This window comes from Pedobacter sp. WC2501, from assembly GCF_052682415.1.
On sequence record NZ_JBQZFI010000001.1, the window covers coordinates 5,411,780 to 5,427,931 of the forward strand.

Here is a 16,152-nt window from a genome sequence, read left to right on the forward strand (position 1 = left end):
TTTGTTCACTTGCCATTAGCCATTGGTTCATTTGTTTGGATGCAGATTGAATGCCCTATTTTAAAAAATCATCCCTTTAATTTACTTAATCAAGAGAAATCATGAATTATAAATTAGAGGATTTAGAAGTATATAATTTGTCTGAGGTAATTTCAGATAAAATCTGGGGTATTGTTATGGGATGGGAATATTTCGCTAAAGATACCATCGGCAAACAATTGTGCAGAGCAGCAGATTCTATTAGTGCAAATATTGCAGAAGGATATGGGAGGTATCATTTCAAAGAGAACAAAAACTTTTGTTATTATAGCCGCGGTTCGATTCTAGAAGTAAAATCATTTCTTCGGAAATCAAAAAACAGAAATTTGATATCTGAAGATTGTTATTCAGAACTTTATACCGAATTGCAAACAATCCATTTAAAGCTGAATGCTTACATAAAATATATTGGAAAAAATTTAAACAAGTTTTAACCTGTCGACGCATGCTGGGATCATACTTAGAAATTATGCCTAATGCACTTTGCAGACACTAATAAACAAATGACTAATGACTAATGAACCAGAAAGCCCTTCGCTTTCAATAGCCGTAGCCGTAGGCGAAAACTTCGCAATAGGCAAAAACAACCAGCTTTTATGGCACATGCCTGCCGATTTAAAGTTTTTTAAGCAAACTACTTCTGGCCATACGGTTGTAATGGGCCGTAAAACGTTCGATTCCGTAGGCAGGCCCTTACCGAACCGCAGGAATATTGTGATTACCAGAGATACTGAATTAAAAATTGAAGGTGTTGAAGTGGTGAATAGTTTGGATGAAGCTTTAGCAATCACCAAAACAGAAGAAAAACCAGTATTCATTGTTGGCGGAGCGGAGATTTACAGACAGGCATTACCTAAAACGCAGACGCTTTATTTAACCACTATTCATCATAATTTTGACGCGGACACTTTTTTCCCTGAAATAGACCGGAAAGAATGGAAAGTGATTAGCAGCGAAACACACAAAGCAGACGAAAAGAATAAATACGATTATACTTTTGAGGTTTTAGAAAGGGTTTAACTCAATTTAACCGAAGAACGCGAAGAACTTGCGCAAGGAGCGCAAAGCATCTTATTTACAGGTTATCCTATGCGAATAGAACCTCTACCCCTGCCGGCTAAACCCGATGGCAGTGAGCATGAAGCGCAGCGAAATAAAACGGACAGCGGGACTATCAGAACCGAAGAAACCCAGGTGTTGCTTTTCATAAAAGATCGATCATGTGTCTTTGTTTCTAAGAACCCTCGTATGGAAAGATGCTTCGTGCCCCAGCATGACAGCAGAAAAAAGATTAAAACAGTAGCGGGATGGAACCAAGCCTAAAAGCTGCTGCAATTGCTTTCCGATCAATTTCAATATTAATTCAATACCCTAAAATGAATTCTGCCTGGTGAATCTCCAATGATTATTGCCCCATAAAAATTAATGTTAATAAATTATCAATTAAGGGGTTCTATAATTTAAAAATTTAATTAGATTTGCCGACTTGTTAAAAAACAGCGAAAGACAAATTATTTTAAACAAACAATGCAAGGAAAAGGTTTTATTAAGTTTATAGCGATAGTATTGGCTATCGTTTGTGCGTACGCACTTTCTTTTACTTTGGTAGCATCCAAGGTAGAAAAAGACGCAAAAAACGCTGCGAAGGGTGATTTAGCCAAAGAAAAGGCTTACTTAGATTCGATGAGTACCGTAAAAGTTTATCCATTAGTTGGATTTACTTACCAGGAGGTAAAAGCGAAAGAGATTAATTTGGGTCTGGATTTAAAAGGCGGAATGAACGTAACGATGGAAATATCGTTGGCGGAGTTGGTAAAATCATTAGCGGGTAACCCTGCTGATGCAAACTTCAACAAAGCAGTTCAGAATGCACAGATTCAATTAAATGCCGGTGGTAAAGATTACATCAAAATTTTTGTTGATGAATTCGAAAAATTAAGCCCGGGAGTAAAACTTGCAGATTATTTTTCTAATCAGGATAACGCATCTCAGTTAAAACCTAGCGCAAGCAATAGCGATGTTGAATCTTTCTTAGAAAAAGAAGCTACCAGCGCTATCGATCGTTCATTTACAGTTTTACGTTCACGTATTGATGGTTTCGGAGTAGTTAGTCCGAATATGCAAAAACAAGAAGGTAGCAACCGTATCTTAATCGAAATGCCAGGTGTACAGGATAAAGAGCGTATTGCTAAACTTTTACAGGGTTCTGCCGAATTACAATTCTGGCAGGTTTACCAGGTACAGGAAGTTGCGCCATTATTAGAAAACATTAATAAAATTTTAGCGGCAACATTAAAAACTGATGCACCAGCTGCTAAAGATACAACGGCTGCTCCGGCTGCTGGGGGTAAATTAGCTGGCTTGGAAAAAGCTGCTGCTAAAGACACTACAGCTAAAGGTGGCAAACTTGCTGGCTTAGGTAAAAAAGATTCGAGTGCAGTTAAAGCCGAATTGATGAAATCTAACCCATTGTATGCTGTTCTTAACCTACCGATTTACCAGGGCGAAAACGGACAACAACAATTAATGCCTGGTGCAGTTGTTGGTATGTCGTTACAAAAAGATACTGCAAAAGTTAATGCTTACTTAAAACTTCCTGAAGTTGCTGCATCTATTCCATCTACGATGAAATTTATGTGGAGTGTTAAACCCAGGGAAGGTTCAAGAATTTTCGAATTATATGCAATCAAAGCGGTTAGCGCTGATGGTAAACCAGATTTAGGTGGAGAGGCAATCAGCGATTCGCGTGCAGATTTTGACCAAAAAGGTAAACCAGAAGTAACCATGTACATGACCAGCGAAGGTTCTGCTAAATGGAAAAAAATTACTGCTGAAGCTGCTGCTGATCCAAACAACAAAAAATCTATCGCCATTGTATTGGATAATCAGGTTTATTCTGCTCCTACCGTACAGAACGAGATTGCTGGTGGTGTTTCTCAAATTACTGGTAACTTTACGCAGGCCGATACTAAAGATTTATCAAACATCTTAAAAGCTGGTAAATTACCTGCACCTGCGCGTATTGCAGGTAGCTATGTAGTTGGTCCAACTTTAGGTGCACAAGCTATTCACGATGGTTTAATCTCTTTCGTAATTGCCTTTATCGTAATCTTAATCTTCATGGCGTTGTATTATCACCGTGCAGGTTGGGTTGCAAACTTTGCGTTGTTAATTAACTTATTCTTCATCATTGGTATCCTGGTATCACTTGGTGCAGTATTAACCTTACCTGGTATTGCCGGTATCGTATTAACCATTGGTTTATCGGTAGATGCAAACATCCTTATCTTTGAGCGCGTACGTGAAGAGCTTGCGCATGGCAAGAACACCGCTACGGCAATTAAGGAAGGTTTTAAACATGCAATGCCGTCGATTATCGATTCAAACGTTACCTTATTCATTTTAGGAGCTATCCTTTACGTTTTCGGTAGCGGTCCAGTTCAAGGTTTTGCAACTACTTTATGTATTGGTATCCTTTCATCATTATTTGCAGCTGTAGCCATTTCGAGAGTAGTTTTCGAATCGTTATTAAGCCGCAAAATCGATGTAAGTTTCGATAATAGCTTAACCCGTAACGCATTTAAAAACTTAGCCTTCAACTTTGTTGGCCGTCGTAAAATCTATTACATTATCTCTACCATCATTATTATTGCTGGTATTGGTATGTACTTCAAAAATGGCGGTTTAAACTTAGGTGTAGATTTTAAAGGGGGTAGAACTTATTTGGTTCACTTCGATAAAGCAGTTAACACTGAAGATTTAAAAGCTAAGTTAAACCCGGTTTTCGGTAACGAAACGCCAGAGGTTAAAACTGCAGGCGAAGATAGTCAGGTAAAAATCACTACTACTTTCCACATCGAAGATCAGGACATTAAAACTGATAAAGTTGTAGAAGATGCGTTAAACAAAGGTTTAGCCGGATCCAAATATGAAATCGTAAGCTCACAAAAGGTAACGCCAATTATTGCAAGTGATATCGTAAACGGTGCTTTCTATGCGGTATTGATTTCATGTTTATTCATGTTTATCTACATCGTAGTACGATTCAAAAAATGGCAGTATGGTTTAGGTGCGGTAATCGCATTGTTCCATGATGTGTTAATGGTATTATCTTTCTACACTATTTTAGATGGTATTATGCCGTTCTCACTAGAAATTGGTCAGGATTTCATCGCAGCAATTTTAACTGTAATGGGTTACACCATGACAGAGACAGTTGTTGTATTTGACCGTATCCGTGAGAAATTAAAAGAATCAGGTAAAGAAGATTTACATGGCGAAGCACGTAACAACTTAATCAACTTCGCGTTGAACAGTACATTAAGTCGTACGATTTTAACCTCATTAACCGTATTCTTCGTGTTATTGGTAATCTTCATTTTCGGTGGCGATAGCATCCGTGGGTTTATCTTCGCATTATTGATCGGCCGTATCATTGGTACATACTCATCATTATGTATCTCTACTCCTATCGTAATTGATTTGGGTAGCTCAGCTGAGAAAAAATAAGAGACTAAGATCTTAAAATATATAAGCGCTTCGATTTATCGGAGCGCTTTTTTTATGCCCTGCTTTTTTACCACGAAAAGAACAAAAAGTGGTTTGCTATATTTTTTGGTTTTAGAAAAGCAATGCCTGTGGCTCTTCGGTTCCAATAGTCCTGCTATACATTCCAATCTTTTTAATAGGCATTGTCATGCTGAGGAACGAAGCATCTGTTCCATCGTTTGCAGATGCTTCGTTCCTCAGCATGACAAAATGTTCAGGGCTACTGCAAATTAAAAAGGATTTCCATTCCTATCAGGTTTATTTAACCTGAGTTAGTACTATAAACCTATAAAATCCCGCTTCGTCATACCAGCGTTATATCTTCTTTTTTAAGCTAGAATAACTGTCAAAACCTCATCTTTTAAACCTTTTGGCCATTTTTTTGTTACATTGCTACAGATAAACCGATAAAGAATGGATTTACAACTTCCAAAAAGCGAATACCCCAGAGTAGTGATTGTTGGTGGCGGATTTGGTGGGATTGAGTTAGCTAAACGTTTAAAAAATAAACCTTTTCAGGTGGTTATGCTTGATAAACATAACTATCATACTTTTCAACCGTTGCTTTATCAGGTAGCTACAGGAGGTCTGGAAGCAGATTCGATTGCTTTTCCTTTACGGAAGATTTTTAAAGGACAAAAAAATCTGATTTTTCGCGTGACCAAAGTTACGGAAGTTAATGCTGCCGAAAACTGTTTACAAACTGACATAGGCAGAATCAATTATGATTATCTGGTTATCGCCACAGGTTCTACCAGTAATTTTTTCGGCAATAAAGAAATTGAAGCCAATTCAATGCCGATGAAATCAATTCCTGAAGCATTAGATTTAAGAAGTTTGATTTTACAGAATTTCGAAAAATCGCTGATCGAAAAAGATGCAGATAAAAAAAGTGCCCTATTAAACTTTGTTGTAGTTGGCGGTGGTCCGACAGGCGTTGAAACCTCCGGTGCCATTGCAGAGCTTAAAAGACATGTAATTCCTAACGATTATCCGGAAATGGATTTGAGCAGGGTGAACATCTACCTGATCGAAAATTCACCTGAATTATTGGGCGTAATGTCGCCACAGGCACAAAAAAAAGCCAAAGATTTCCTTACCGATATGGGCGTTCAGATTATGAATGAAACCAGGGTACTGGGTTACGACGGGCATACACTCACCTTGCAGGATAAAGCACCAATTTTAAGTTCAACCGTAATCTGGAGTGCTGGCGTTAAGGGTGAGGTTTTAGCTGGTTTAGATAAAGCCGAAGTGGTGAGAGGCGGCAGATTAAAAACAGATCCCCAAAATTTAATAGTAGGGTACCATAACATTTATGCCATAGGCGATGTAGCTGCTATTATTGACGAAGAGACACCAAACGGTCACCCGGGAGTAGCTCCGGCAGCCATTCAGCAAGGTCATCACCTCGCTAAAAACCTGATCAATATCAAAGAAAACAAACCTTTGGAGAAATTTAAATATTTCGATAAAGGCTCAATGGCTACAGTAGGTAGAAATAAAGCTGTTGTTGATATCGGCAAAATCCGTTTCCAGGGTGTTTTCGCATGGTTTACCTGGATGTTTGTTCACTTAATGACCTTAGTGGGCTTCAGGAATAAAATCATTGTTTTCGTAAACTGGGTTTGGAGTTATTTTAGTTACGACAGAGGAACACGTTTAATTATCAGGACCTTTGCAAAAGATAGAAGTGTGGATTATAGGGAAGAAGTGAAGAGTGAGGTACATTAGTTCATTTGTCATTGGTTGATTGGTTAATTTCCAGCGTCTAATGGTTCATAGTTGATAGTATGTTGGTTAATAGCCTAAGTGCATATAGCCACACGCTAATGGTTTATAGTTTATAGTTGATGGTTCATGGCCAAAATGGTTAATTGTTATAGTCGGAACCATCAACTTTCAACCGAAATATTAGCAAGCAGGCTATAAATCCATCATGCACCCTGGCTATCAACGAACCTAACCATGAACCATCAACTATAAATTTCAAATTCTTTCCTTATTTTGCTAAAAATTCCACTAGCCAAAAACATGAGCCAAAACAATTTCAAATTAGTAGAGTGTCCGCGCGATGCCATGCAGGGATTACACGATTTTGTTCCCACTGCGCTTAAAGCCGAATATTTAAATCTTTTGCTTCAGGTGGGTTTTGATACCCTTGATTTTGGAAGTTTTGTGTCGCCTAAAGCCATTCCACAAATGGCAGATACAGTCGATGTTTTAGCACAATTGGATTTAAGCAACACCGCTACAAAGCTTTTGGCCATTGTAGCCAATTTAAGGGGCGTAGAGGACGCGGTAAAGCATAAAACGATTGATTACCTTGGTTTCCCTTTTTCGATTTCTGAGACGTTCCAGCATCGTAATACCAATTCGAGCATATCACAATCATTAAATACGGTCGAAGAAATGCTCTCCCTTTGTGCTAAAAATAACAAAAAAGCGGTTGTTTATTTGTCTATGGGTTTTGGAAATCCTTATGGTGATGAATGGAATTATGAAATTGTAGAAAAATGGGCTGATGTTCTCGTGAATAAAGGAGTAGAGATTTTATCGCTGGCTGATACCGTAGGTGTTTCCACTCCGGAAAAAATAGAAAGTATATTACCTAAATTGATTTCAAGGTTTAACAATACAGAAATTGGAATCCATTTGCACTCCACTCCTGCCGAGCGGCTCGCAAAGATCCAAGCTGCTTATCATTCGGGTGTAAAGCGTATAGATTCAGCTTTAAAGGGCTTTGGTGGCTGTCCAATGGCTGCTGATGACTTAACCGGAAACATTGCTACGGAAGATGTTATTGGCTATTTGAATGCAAAAGGAGAAAACCTCAATTTAAATATTGATAAATGGAATGAGGCTATGGCGTTATCGGGAAAGATATTTTGGTAGGTTCCTTTTAACTCCCGAGGTCGTCATTTCGAGCGGAGTGAAACGCAGTCGAGAAATCTATATCAAAAGATTTCTCCATTTCGCTGCGCTTCAGTCGAAATGACGATATTAGGAACCGGTGTCTCTAGGCTAACTATTCCTTAAACCTTCTTCACCATTTTAAAATGCTGAATCCCAGCTTCCTCAAATTGCTCCCCCTCAGCTACAAAACCAAACTTAGCATACAAACTCATAGCATCTAATTGCGCATTCAGGTAAATATAATGTGCATCTTCTGGCAGATCAGATAATGCTTCAGCAATTAGTGCCCGGCCAACTCCCTGCCCTCTAAAATCTTTTAAAACTGCAAAACGTTCAAGCTTATACCCAAGGTCGGTTTTACGCCATCTACAGGCACCGCAAGGTTGTCCATTATTTGTAGCCAGAAAATGAATAGACTCATCTTCATGCTCCCACTCCAGCTCCGGCGGACAATTCTGTTCGTCTACAAATACAATTTTACGTATAGCAAATACTTTATCTAAATCTTCGGGATGGTTAACTTTTTGAACGTGCAGACTCATTATCGTGGTGTTTAAAGTGTTTATTCGTTTTTAATTTCGATTCATTTAACTCTTTCGCTACATCTATCGAATGTGAACAATGAATATCGGCCTCTTTTTTGGCAAGTGTGGCAATCGCAACGTAAAATTTATGTAACTGATCCAGTTCTTTTTCACTCAGATCTTCAATATCAACCATCCGGTTACTTGCCCCCTGCTGTGCAGCAATCAATTCATTTAATTTTAACTGGATCGCTTTACCATCTTTATTCTGTGCTTTCTGGATCAAAAAAACCATCAAAAAAGTAATAATCGTTGTACCTGTATTAATCACCAACTGCCAGGTTTCAGAATAATTAAACAGAGGGCCGGTTACTGCCCAAATAATTACTATAGCAGTTGCCGCAATAAATGCAACAGAACTACCGGTAAACTTGGTTGCCGCGTTAGCGAATTTCTCAAAAAAATTATTTTTTTTAGTATCGTTTTTAGATTTTGCCATCACAATTTGTTTGCTTAAATATAACCATAAAACAAACAAAAGCGCCATAAGTTTTTAAACCCATGGCGCTTTTGTTTAATTATCGAATGATTGATTTTTTGAATGGTTGAATGGAAATCCAATCTTCAAAAACCGATCAAATCTTACAGCTTATCGTTAACATTGATGCAGTTCAGATCTTCGAAAGCAGTAGTTAAACGCTTTACAAAAGTTTCTTCACCTTTACGTAACCATACGCGTGGATCATAGTATTTTTTATTTGGTTTATCATCGCCATCAGGGTTACCGATCTGGGCTTGAAGATAAGCTTCATTCTTTTTGTAATATTCTAAAATACCTTCCCAAAATGCCCATTGCATATCAGTATCGATATTCATTTTAATTGCGCCATAAGAAATTGCTTCTCTGATTTCTTCCTGAGTAGAACCAGAACCACCGTGGAATACGAAATTGATAGGTTTCTCTGCAGTTAAGCTGAATTTTTCTTTGATGAAATCCTGAGAGTTCTTCAAAATTACCGGTTGCAATTTTACGTTACCTGGTTTATAAACACCGTGTACGTTACCAAAAGCAGCAGCAACAGTAAAACGAGGAGAAACTTTGCTTAATTCTTCGTAAGCATAAGCCACTTCACTAGGCTGAGTATATAATTTAGAGCTGTCTACATCGCTATTATCAACACCATCTTCTTCACCACCTGTTACACCAAGTTCGATTTCGATAGTCATGTTCATTTTAGCCATGCGTGCTAAGTATTTAGCAGAAATTTCCATGTTTTCTTCGATAGATTCTTCCGATAAATCCAACATGTGTGATGAAAACAAAGGTTTTCCGGTTTCAGCGAAGAATTTTTCACCGTGGTCTAAAAGTCCATCAATCCAAGGCAATAATTTTTTAGCGGCGTGGTCGGTATGTAAAACCACGGCAACACCATAATGCTCTGCCAATAAATGTACATGTTTAGCAGCCGATACAGCTCCTAAAATACATGCTTGCAATTTCTCATTATCTAATGATTTACCAGCATAAAACTGTGCACCTCCGTTAGACAATTGAATCATAACAGGCGAATTTACTGCCTTAGCAGTTTCCAATACCGCATTAACCGTATTGGTACCGGTTACGTTTACTGCTGGTAAAGCAAACTGATGTTTTTTAGCCTGCTCAAACAATTCTTGAACGGCATCTCCGTAAATTACGCCTTTGTAGCCTTTTAAACTCATTTCTTGTTAATTTTATTAAGTCCGAAGTTATAAAAAAAAATAACATTCCAAGCTTTTGTAACAACAGAATTATTTGCCTAACAGCAAAATAAAGCCTGTTTAGTGTAAAAAAGACATTATCCTTAGTGTAAAAAAGACACACTTCAGTTTTCAATTCTAAGTTTACAATGGGCAAATACAGGTTTTCAAATTACTTCAGCTATTAGCTATTAAGCATCAACCACTTAACCATCGACTATTTTTACATCTAATAAGGGTCGACTTTATTTTATTTTTCGTTTCTTTGCAATCCAATTCTTCAAAAAATTATATGGCTTGGTTTAAAAGAGAGAATAAAGGTATCATTACCACAACAGAAGAGAAAAAAGAAGCACCAGATGGTTTGTGGAATAAATGTCCAAATTGTAAGAAACCGCTACATCAGGCAGAACTTCAGGAAAACAAATACGTTTGTCATTACTGCAATTACCATCTGAGAGTAGGCTCAAAAGAATATTTCGAGGTTTTATTTGATAATAACGAATTTAAAGAGCTGTTCCCTAACTTAACATCAGGCGACCCTTTAAACTTTAACGATAACAAACCTTATACCGATAGAATTAAAGAAAGTCAGGCTAAAACTGGCTTAAAAGATGCTATCCGGGCAGGTGTTGGTAAAATTGAAGGTCAGGATCTTGTTATTGCTTGTATGGATTTCGCTTTCATCGGTGGTTCAATGGGTTCAGTTGTGGGCGAAAAAATTGCACGTTCAATTGATTACAGCATCAAACATAAAGTTCCATTTTTGATGATTTCTAAATCAGGTGGTGCACGGATGATGGAAGCTGCATTTTCATTAATGCAAATGGCTAAAACATCAGCCAAACTGGCTTTATTAGGTCAGGCTAAAGTTCCGTACATCTCTTTATTAACCGATCCGACTACGGGCGGTGTAACGGCATCGTATGCCATGCTTGGCGATATCAACATTGCCGAACCAGGTGCTTTGATCGGTTTTGCCGGTCCAAGGGTAATTAAAGAAACCATTAAAAAAGATTTACCGAAAGGTTTCCAAACCTCCGAATTCGTTCTGGAACATGGTTTCCTTGACTTTATCGTTGACAGAAGAGCCATGAAAGCTAAATTGGGCGCTTTTATCAAAATGATGAACAATTAGTTGTTCAATAGTTCATTGGTCATTTGTTCATGAGTACAAGTTGCCCAGTAAACAAATAAACTTATAATAAGAAAAGCAGGGCTTAAATAACTCCGGTTAATTCAGTCCTGCTTTTTGCTTCTCCCGATTTTACATCGGGACCACGGCAATCAGGTTTAGCTTGCATAGCCAGTGGTTCTTATGAGGGGTTTTTCTAGCGAGTGTATTTTACCATAAAGGTACCAAGACACAAAGAAAAAGGCTATTCCTTACTTAGGTGAACTAAAGTGTCTTAGGTGGTCAAAAGATACTGGGTATTAACACCAACTCCTGCAACATTTCCATTAACATCCCCCAACCCTACTCCATATTTCATAAATTAGGGTATCAAATAATCAACCCTAATTAATTATGAATAAAAAGCTACTATTTTCTGCCCTATTCTTGTGCGCTTCTGTAAGCGTTTTTGCGCAAGACAGGAAAGTAATCGACAATATTGTTAAAGAAGTAAACGAAAACTCTCAATTAGAAAAACTTGCGCACGAATTACTTGATGTTGTTGGTCCGCGTTTGGTTGGTTCGCCACAAATGAAACAGGCCAACGATTGGGCAATTAAAAAATATAGTGATTGGGGCATCTCTGCCAAAAATGAAAAATGGGGTGAATGGGCAGGCTGGGAAAGAGGCATTACGCATATTGATCTGGTAAGTCCGCGTGTACGCACTTTAGAAGGAACACAATTGGCCTGGAGCCCATCAACCAATGATAAAGCGATTAATGCAGAAGCGATTATTCTTCCAGAAATAACAGATTCAGCATCTTTTCAAAAATGGTTACCCAATGTTAAAGGTAAAATTGTTTTAATTTCCATGAACCAACTTTCTGGCCGACCAGAAAAAAACTGGGAAGAATTCGCTACAAAGGAACTTTTCGAAAAATTTAAAAAAGAAAAAGCTGAGGCTGTAAAAGCATGGACAGCCAGCATTGCTAAAACAGGTCTAACCACTAAAACACTTCCTGTAGCTTTAGAAAATGCAGGTGCAGTAGCCGTGGTAATCAATAATTGGTCGCAGGGTTTTGGAGTAGATAAAATTTTTGGTGCAAACACCACAAAAGTGCCAACTTTGGATTTATCAGTTGAAGATTACGGTTTAGTTTACCGTTTGGCATTAAATGGCGACAAACCGAAGCTTAAGATCGAGGCAGATTCGAAGAAATTAGGTGCTGTACCTACTTTTAATACCATCGCTGAGATTAAAGGTACGCAAAAGCCAAATGAATATGTGATGCTTTCGGCTCATTTTGATTCTTGGGATGGCGCAAGCGGCGCTACAGATAATGGTTCAGGTACGATTTTGATGATGGAAGCCATGCGCATTTTGAAGAAAATCTATCCTAACCCAAAACGTACCATCCTGGTTGGCCATTGGGGAAGTGAAGAGCAGGGTTTAAATGGTTCAAGAGCTTTTGTAGAAGATCATCCGGAGATTGTGAACAACCTCCAGGCCTTGCTTAACCAGGATAACGGAACAGGCCGCGTGGTTAACATTGGTGGACAAGGCTTTGCTAAATCAAAAGATTACATTACCCGTTGGTTAGCAGCAGTACCGGATACTATTAAAAACCAGATCAAAACCAGTTTCCCAGGAACACCGGGCGCAGGTGGATCAGATTTCGCGTCATTTGTAGCTGCGGGAGCGTTGGGTTATTCGCTCAGTTCTACCAGTTGGGATTATGGAACATACACCTGGCACACCAATCGCGACAGTTATGATAAGTTGGTTTTCGATGAAATTAGAAGCAATGTGATTTTAGCTGCCATTATGGTTTATATGGCATCAGAAGATCCTGAAAAAACCTCAACAGAAAAAGCAAAAGATTTACCGGTTAACGAACGTACCGGAAAAGCATCTACCTGGCCGGTACAAACTAAATCGAACAGAAAAGGTGGGTTGTAAATAAATAACCCCGAGGCAAGCCTCGAGGTATTAAAAGAGCCGGAGTTGTTCTAAATGCACTTTTTGATACTCATTTTCCTTGCCTTGATTCTCTATATATTTTTTTATCACGTCTTTATTGCCATATTGACCAACAGTATTTGCATAGTAGCCACTTGTCCAAAAATTGCCTCCCCACAACAATTGCTTTATTTCCGGATGGCGTTTAAAAAGCTCACGAGCTGTGAGGCTTTTTATCAAGGTCACAAGTTTCGAAACACTCATCGAGGGAACAGATTGAACTAAAAAATGAACATGGTCTGGCTCGTAACCTATTTCCAAAAACTGCAATTCATAACGCTCGGATATCTCCACGCAAATATCTTTCAATGAAACACCTGAAGAACTGTTTAGTGCTCCACGACTATATTTCAGAGGAAATACCAGATGGTATAACAAAAGGGTCTTATTGTGACGTTTATAAATATGTTCATCCACAATGCAAATGTATTTGAAAACTCTTCGTTTTCAAACTTTCCGCTTTGACCCCGAGGCAAGCCTCGAGGTATTCTCGGAATAAAGACTTGAATACATTTTAAAGGAGCATTTGGAAACAGGTGCTCTTTTTTCTTGCAGCAACCCTGAATATGCTGTCATGCTGAGACACGAAGCATCTGCGACCTATGAAACAGATGCTTCGGCCTCAGCATGACAACAAGCGGTATTACTCCTCTTTCTTCTGAAACTTATAAAACAAATACCCTAAAAAAGGCAAAATTAATACACTTCCCAATAAAAGTGCTAAGCCCAAACTGTAAATAGTTTTTTCTGGCCCGGCTGTTTCCAATAGCGAAATTGCATCTCCGCTTTTTAAACGGATAAAGTTTGGAAAGTGGGCATAACTAATTGCCAGGAGGATCATCGTTACCTGGAAGCCCGCTAAAATGCGTAAAACCTTGGTTTTACCTTTAATCAGCAGATACCATAACAATATCAGCGATAAACTCGCCAAAACAATGGCCGATAAACCAACATTACTTTTAAAAACCCAGTCGGTTAATGGAATTTTATCTCTTTGGGCTGCAATAAAAACCATGGCACCAAAAACTACTGCAGCAACATTCATAAATTCGGCCTTTTTAATAAAACGGCGTTTATCATGATATTCATCTGTTTCGCCAATAAGATAGATGGCTGCCAGGAAACCGCAAAGTGCCACCGTAAAGAAGCCTACTGCAATTGAAAACCAGTTTAACCAACCCGATATATAGGCAGTATAAAAATCAGTCGCCTGTGTGTCGATATGGCCCGAAATTAAGCTTCCGGCAATTATACCCAGAAACAAAGCCGTTACAAAACTCGAATACCGAAATATCCGGTTGTATAACCACTGCATATCATCTTTCACGGCATCATAATGGCGGAATACAAAGGCAGTACCACGGGCAATAATCCCAATGAGCATAATGGCCAAAGGGATATGAAGGTAAACCGACATGGTGGTATAAATATGTGGGAAACCCACAAAAAGGATCACAATAGCAATGATCAGCCACATGTGGTTGGCCTCCCAAACAGGACCAATGGCCTGATACATGGTTTTACGGGTTTTACTCCTGTTTTTTGTTGAAGTAAACAGTTCTATAATCCCCGCGCCAAAATCGGCCCCGCCCAATAAAAAGTAGAGCAGAATGGCCATGCATAAAAATGTAATTACAACATCTTTCATAATTTATTTTTTTGCCACAGATTTATACAGATGAACACAGATTTCAAAGAAGTTAAGCAACATACATCAAAATTTTTATCCGTGTTCATCCTTTTTATCTGTGGTTAATTAATTCGTTTCAGATTTGTTATAAAGTACAGGTACCATTTTAATCTGTCGGTAAAGCAAAAACGTTACGATAATGCTTAGCGACACATAAATTGCCGAGAAGATGTAAAATGAATAAGCAATACCAGGCATCGGCGTAACGGCATCCTTAGTACGCATAATGCCATAAATAATCCAGGGCTGCCTGCCAACTTCAGTAACTACCCAACCGGCCTCTAAAGCGAGATAACCAAGCGGAATGGCGAAGACGAACAGTTTTAACAGCCAACGATTTTCGGTTAAAGGTTTCTTCTTAAAAAGGATAAAGAAATAGGTTAAAGCTACCAAAAGCAGTAAAGTTCCAATCCCTACCATGATCTGGAAAGCGTAATGGGTTATAGCGACTGGTGGATGTTCATTTTCCGGAATCTGATCCAAACCCTTAACTTCAGCTTGAAAATCGCCATGTGCAAGAAAACTTAAAGCGCCTGGAATTTTGATTGCCCCTTTTACCGTTTTATCCTTCTCGTTTACGATACCACCGATCAAAAGCGGGGCAGGTTTTTCGGTTTTATACAATGCTTCCATCGCAGCTAGCTTTGCAGGCTGACGTTTGGCTACGTCTTTTGCAGAGATATCGCCACTTAATGGCTGTAATAAAGCAGCAATACAGGCAAATACAGCCGCTATTTTAAAAGCTTTTAAATGGAACACCGCATTTCTGTCCCTTAGGATCATCAAAGCATGTACACCTACCACAGCAAAACCCGTTGCGGTAAATGCGGCCAAACACATGTGTAAAGCCTGACTAAACCAAGCTTTATTTAACATGGCTTGTATGGGATCGATATTGAGGTATTGTCCGTTTACAAAATCAAAACCTGCCGGACTATTCATCCAGGCATTGGCGGCCACTACGAGTATTCCGGAGGCCAAACCACTCACTCCTACTACCATTCCAGTAAACCAATGGAACCATTTATTTAACTTATTCCAGCCATAAAGAAAAAAGCCAAGGGCTATCGCCTCAATAAAAAAAGCTGTTCCTTCCAACGAAAAAGGCATTCCGAATATCGGTCCGGCATGATCCATAAATTTTGGCCAAAGTAAGCCCAATTCGAAAGATAACATGGTACCTGATACCGCACCGGTGGCGAAGAATATGGCCACCCCTTTACTCCAGGCTTTTGTGAGGTTTTTATACACCTCATCGTTTGTTTTAAGCCATTTGTAATGGGATACGGCCATAAAGAATGGCATCACCATGCCGATACAGGAAAAAATAATGTGAAAGCCTAATGATAAGGCCATTTGGGAACGGGCTGCTATAAAATCATCCATGGGCTGTAGATTTTGAATAGTAACAAATATAGTTGTTAAACACTAAAGCCTATGGTAATTCAATGACGTTGAAAGGATTATTTTAAATATAGAACGTTTATAAATTGAAAATAGATTTTGAGGTTGGTTGTTGCAGCAATGATTACTTGGTTTAACCACAGATGTGCACAGAT

At 38.7% G+C, this 16,152-nt stretch carries 14 protein-coding genes; 7 read left to right on the plus strand and 7 right to left on the minus strand.

The window, feature by feature from the left end:
- Positions 1–101: 101 nt before the first annotated feature.
- The 3 genes from ACUN24_RS22710 (at position 102) to secDF (ending at position 4,548) form a co-directional block, all read left to right on the plus strand.
- Positions 102–473 carry a four helix bundle protein gene (locus ACUN24_RS22710; RefSeq protein WP_445564592.1) on the plus strand — a complete coding sequence of 124 codons (372 nt, stop codon included), beginning with the start codon at positions 102–104 and terminating at the stop codon, positions 471–473.
- Positions 474–549: 76 nt separating this feature from the next.
- Positions 550–1,059, plus strand: a complete 510-nt coding sequence (locus ACUN24_RS22715) for a dihydrofolate reductase (RefSeq protein WP_445564593.1) — start codon at positions 550–552, stop codon at positions 1,057–1,059.
- Between the two features lie 507 nt (positions 1,060–1,566).
- On the plus strand, positions 1,567–4,548 hold the full coding sequence (gene secDF, locus ACUN24_RS22720; RefSeq protein WP_445564594.1) for a protein translocase subunit SecDF: 2,982 nt from the start codon (positions 1,567–1,569) through the stop codon (positions 4,546–4,548).
- A gap of 111 nt (positions 4,549–4,659) precedes the next feature.
- Here secDF and ACUN24_RS22725 read toward each other — a convergent pair whose 3' ends face one another.
- A complete protein-coding gene (locus ACUN24_RS22725; RefSeq protein ID WP_445564595.1) occupies positions 4,660–4,791 on the minus strand; it encodes a hypothetical protein in 132 nt (43 codons plus the stop codon).
- 210 nt (positions 4,792–5,001) lie between these two features.
- Here ACUN24_RS22725 and ACUN24_RS22730 point away from each other — a divergent pair, with 210 nt between their 5' ends.
- Positions 5,002–6,321 carry an NAD(P)/FAD-dependent oxidoreductase gene (locus ACUN24_RS22730; RefSeq protein ID WP_445564596.1) on the plus strand — a complete coding sequence of 440 codons (1,320 nt, stop codon included), beginning with the start codon at positions 5,002–5,004 and terminating at the stop codon, positions 6,319–6,321.
- A 300-nt stretch (positions 6,322–6,621) separates the two neighbouring features.
- Positions 6,622–7,482: a hydroxymethylglutaryl-CoA lyase gene (locus ACUN24_RS22735; RefSeq protein WP_445564597.1), complete on the plus strand. Its 861-nt coding sequence runs from the start codon at positions 6,622–6,624 to the stop codon at positions 7,480–7,482.
- A 140-nt stretch (positions 7,483–7,622) separates the two neighbouring features.
- Here ACUN24_RS22735 and ACUN24_RS22740 read toward each other — a convergent pair whose 3' ends face one another.
- The 3 genes from ACUN24_RS22740 to fbaA all read right to left on the minus strand — a co-directional run bounded on the left by ACUN24_RS22740 (position 7,623) and on the right by fbaA (position 9,749).
- Positions 7,623–8,045: a GNAT family N-acetyltransferase gene (locus ACUN24_RS22740; RefSeq protein WP_193419982.1), complete on the minus strand. Its 423-nt coding sequence runs from the start codon at positions 8,043–8,045 to the stop codon at positions 7,623–7,625.
- Positions 8,020–8,526, minus strand: coding sequence for a low affinity iron permease family protein (locus tag ACUN24_RS22745; RefSeq protein ID WP_132403886.1), 507 nt, complete (start codon positions 8,524–8,526; stop codon positions 8,020–8,022). Before ACUN24_RS22745 ends, ACUN24_RS22740 begins: the two co-directional genes overlap by 26 nt.
- A 143-nt stretch (positions 8,527–8,669) precedes the next feature.
- Entirely contained in the window at positions 8,670–9,749 is a 1,080-nt protein-coding gene (gene fbaA / locus ACUN24_RS22750; RefSeq protein ID WP_132403889.1) for a class II fructose-bisphosphate aldolase, read from the minus strand.
- A gap of 310 nt (positions 9,750–10,059) precedes the next feature.
- Here fbaA and accD point away from each other — a divergent pair, with 310 nt between their 5' ends.
- Both accD and ACUN24_RS22760 read left to right on the plus strand, forming a co-directional pair.
- Positions 10,060–10,905: an acetyl-CoA carboxylase, carboxyltransferase subunit beta gene (accD, locus tag ACUN24_RS22755; protein WP_121286775.1), complete on the plus strand. Its 846-nt coding sequence runs from the start codon at positions 10,060–10,062 to the stop codon at positions 10,903–10,905.
- A 390-nt stretch (positions 10,906–11,295) separates the two neighbouring features.
- Complete coding sequence (locus ACUN24_RS22760) at positions 11,296–12,843, plus strand: M20/M25/M40 family metallo-hydrolase (RefSeq protein WP_445564598.1); 1,548 nt, start codon at positions 11,296–11,298, stop codon at positions 12,841–12,843.
- 30 nt (positions 12,844–12,873) lie between these two features.
- Here the strand turns inward: ACUN24_RS22760 and tnpA are convergent, their stop codons facing one another.
- The 3 genes from tnpA to ACUN24_RS22775 all read right to left on the minus strand — a co-directional run bounded on the left by tnpA (position 12,874) and on the right by ACUN24_RS22775 (position 15,979).
- Positions 12,874–13,320: an IS200/IS605 family transposase gene (gene tnpA / locus ACUN24_RS22765; protein ID WP_445564579.1), complete on the minus strand. Its 447-nt coding sequence runs from the start codon at positions 13,318–13,320 to the stop codon at positions 12,874–12,876.
- 226 nt (positions 13,321–13,546) lie between these two features.
- On the minus strand, positions 13,547–14,551 hold the full coding sequence (locus tag ACUN24_RS22770; RefSeq protein ID WP_445564599.1) for a cytochrome d ubiquinol oxidase subunit II: 1,005 nt from the start codon (positions 14,549–14,551) through the stop codon (positions 13,547–13,549).
- Between the two features lie 108 nt (positions 14,552–14,659).
- The gene (locus ACUN24_RS22775) at positions 14,660–15,979 is read right to left on the minus strand and encodes a cytochrome ubiquinol oxidase subunit I (protein WP_445564600.1); all 1,320 of its coding nucleotides are present in this window, start codon (positions 15,977–15,979) and stop codon (positions 14,660–14,662) included.
- Between the last annotated feature and the right edge of the window lie 173 nt (positions 15,980–16,152).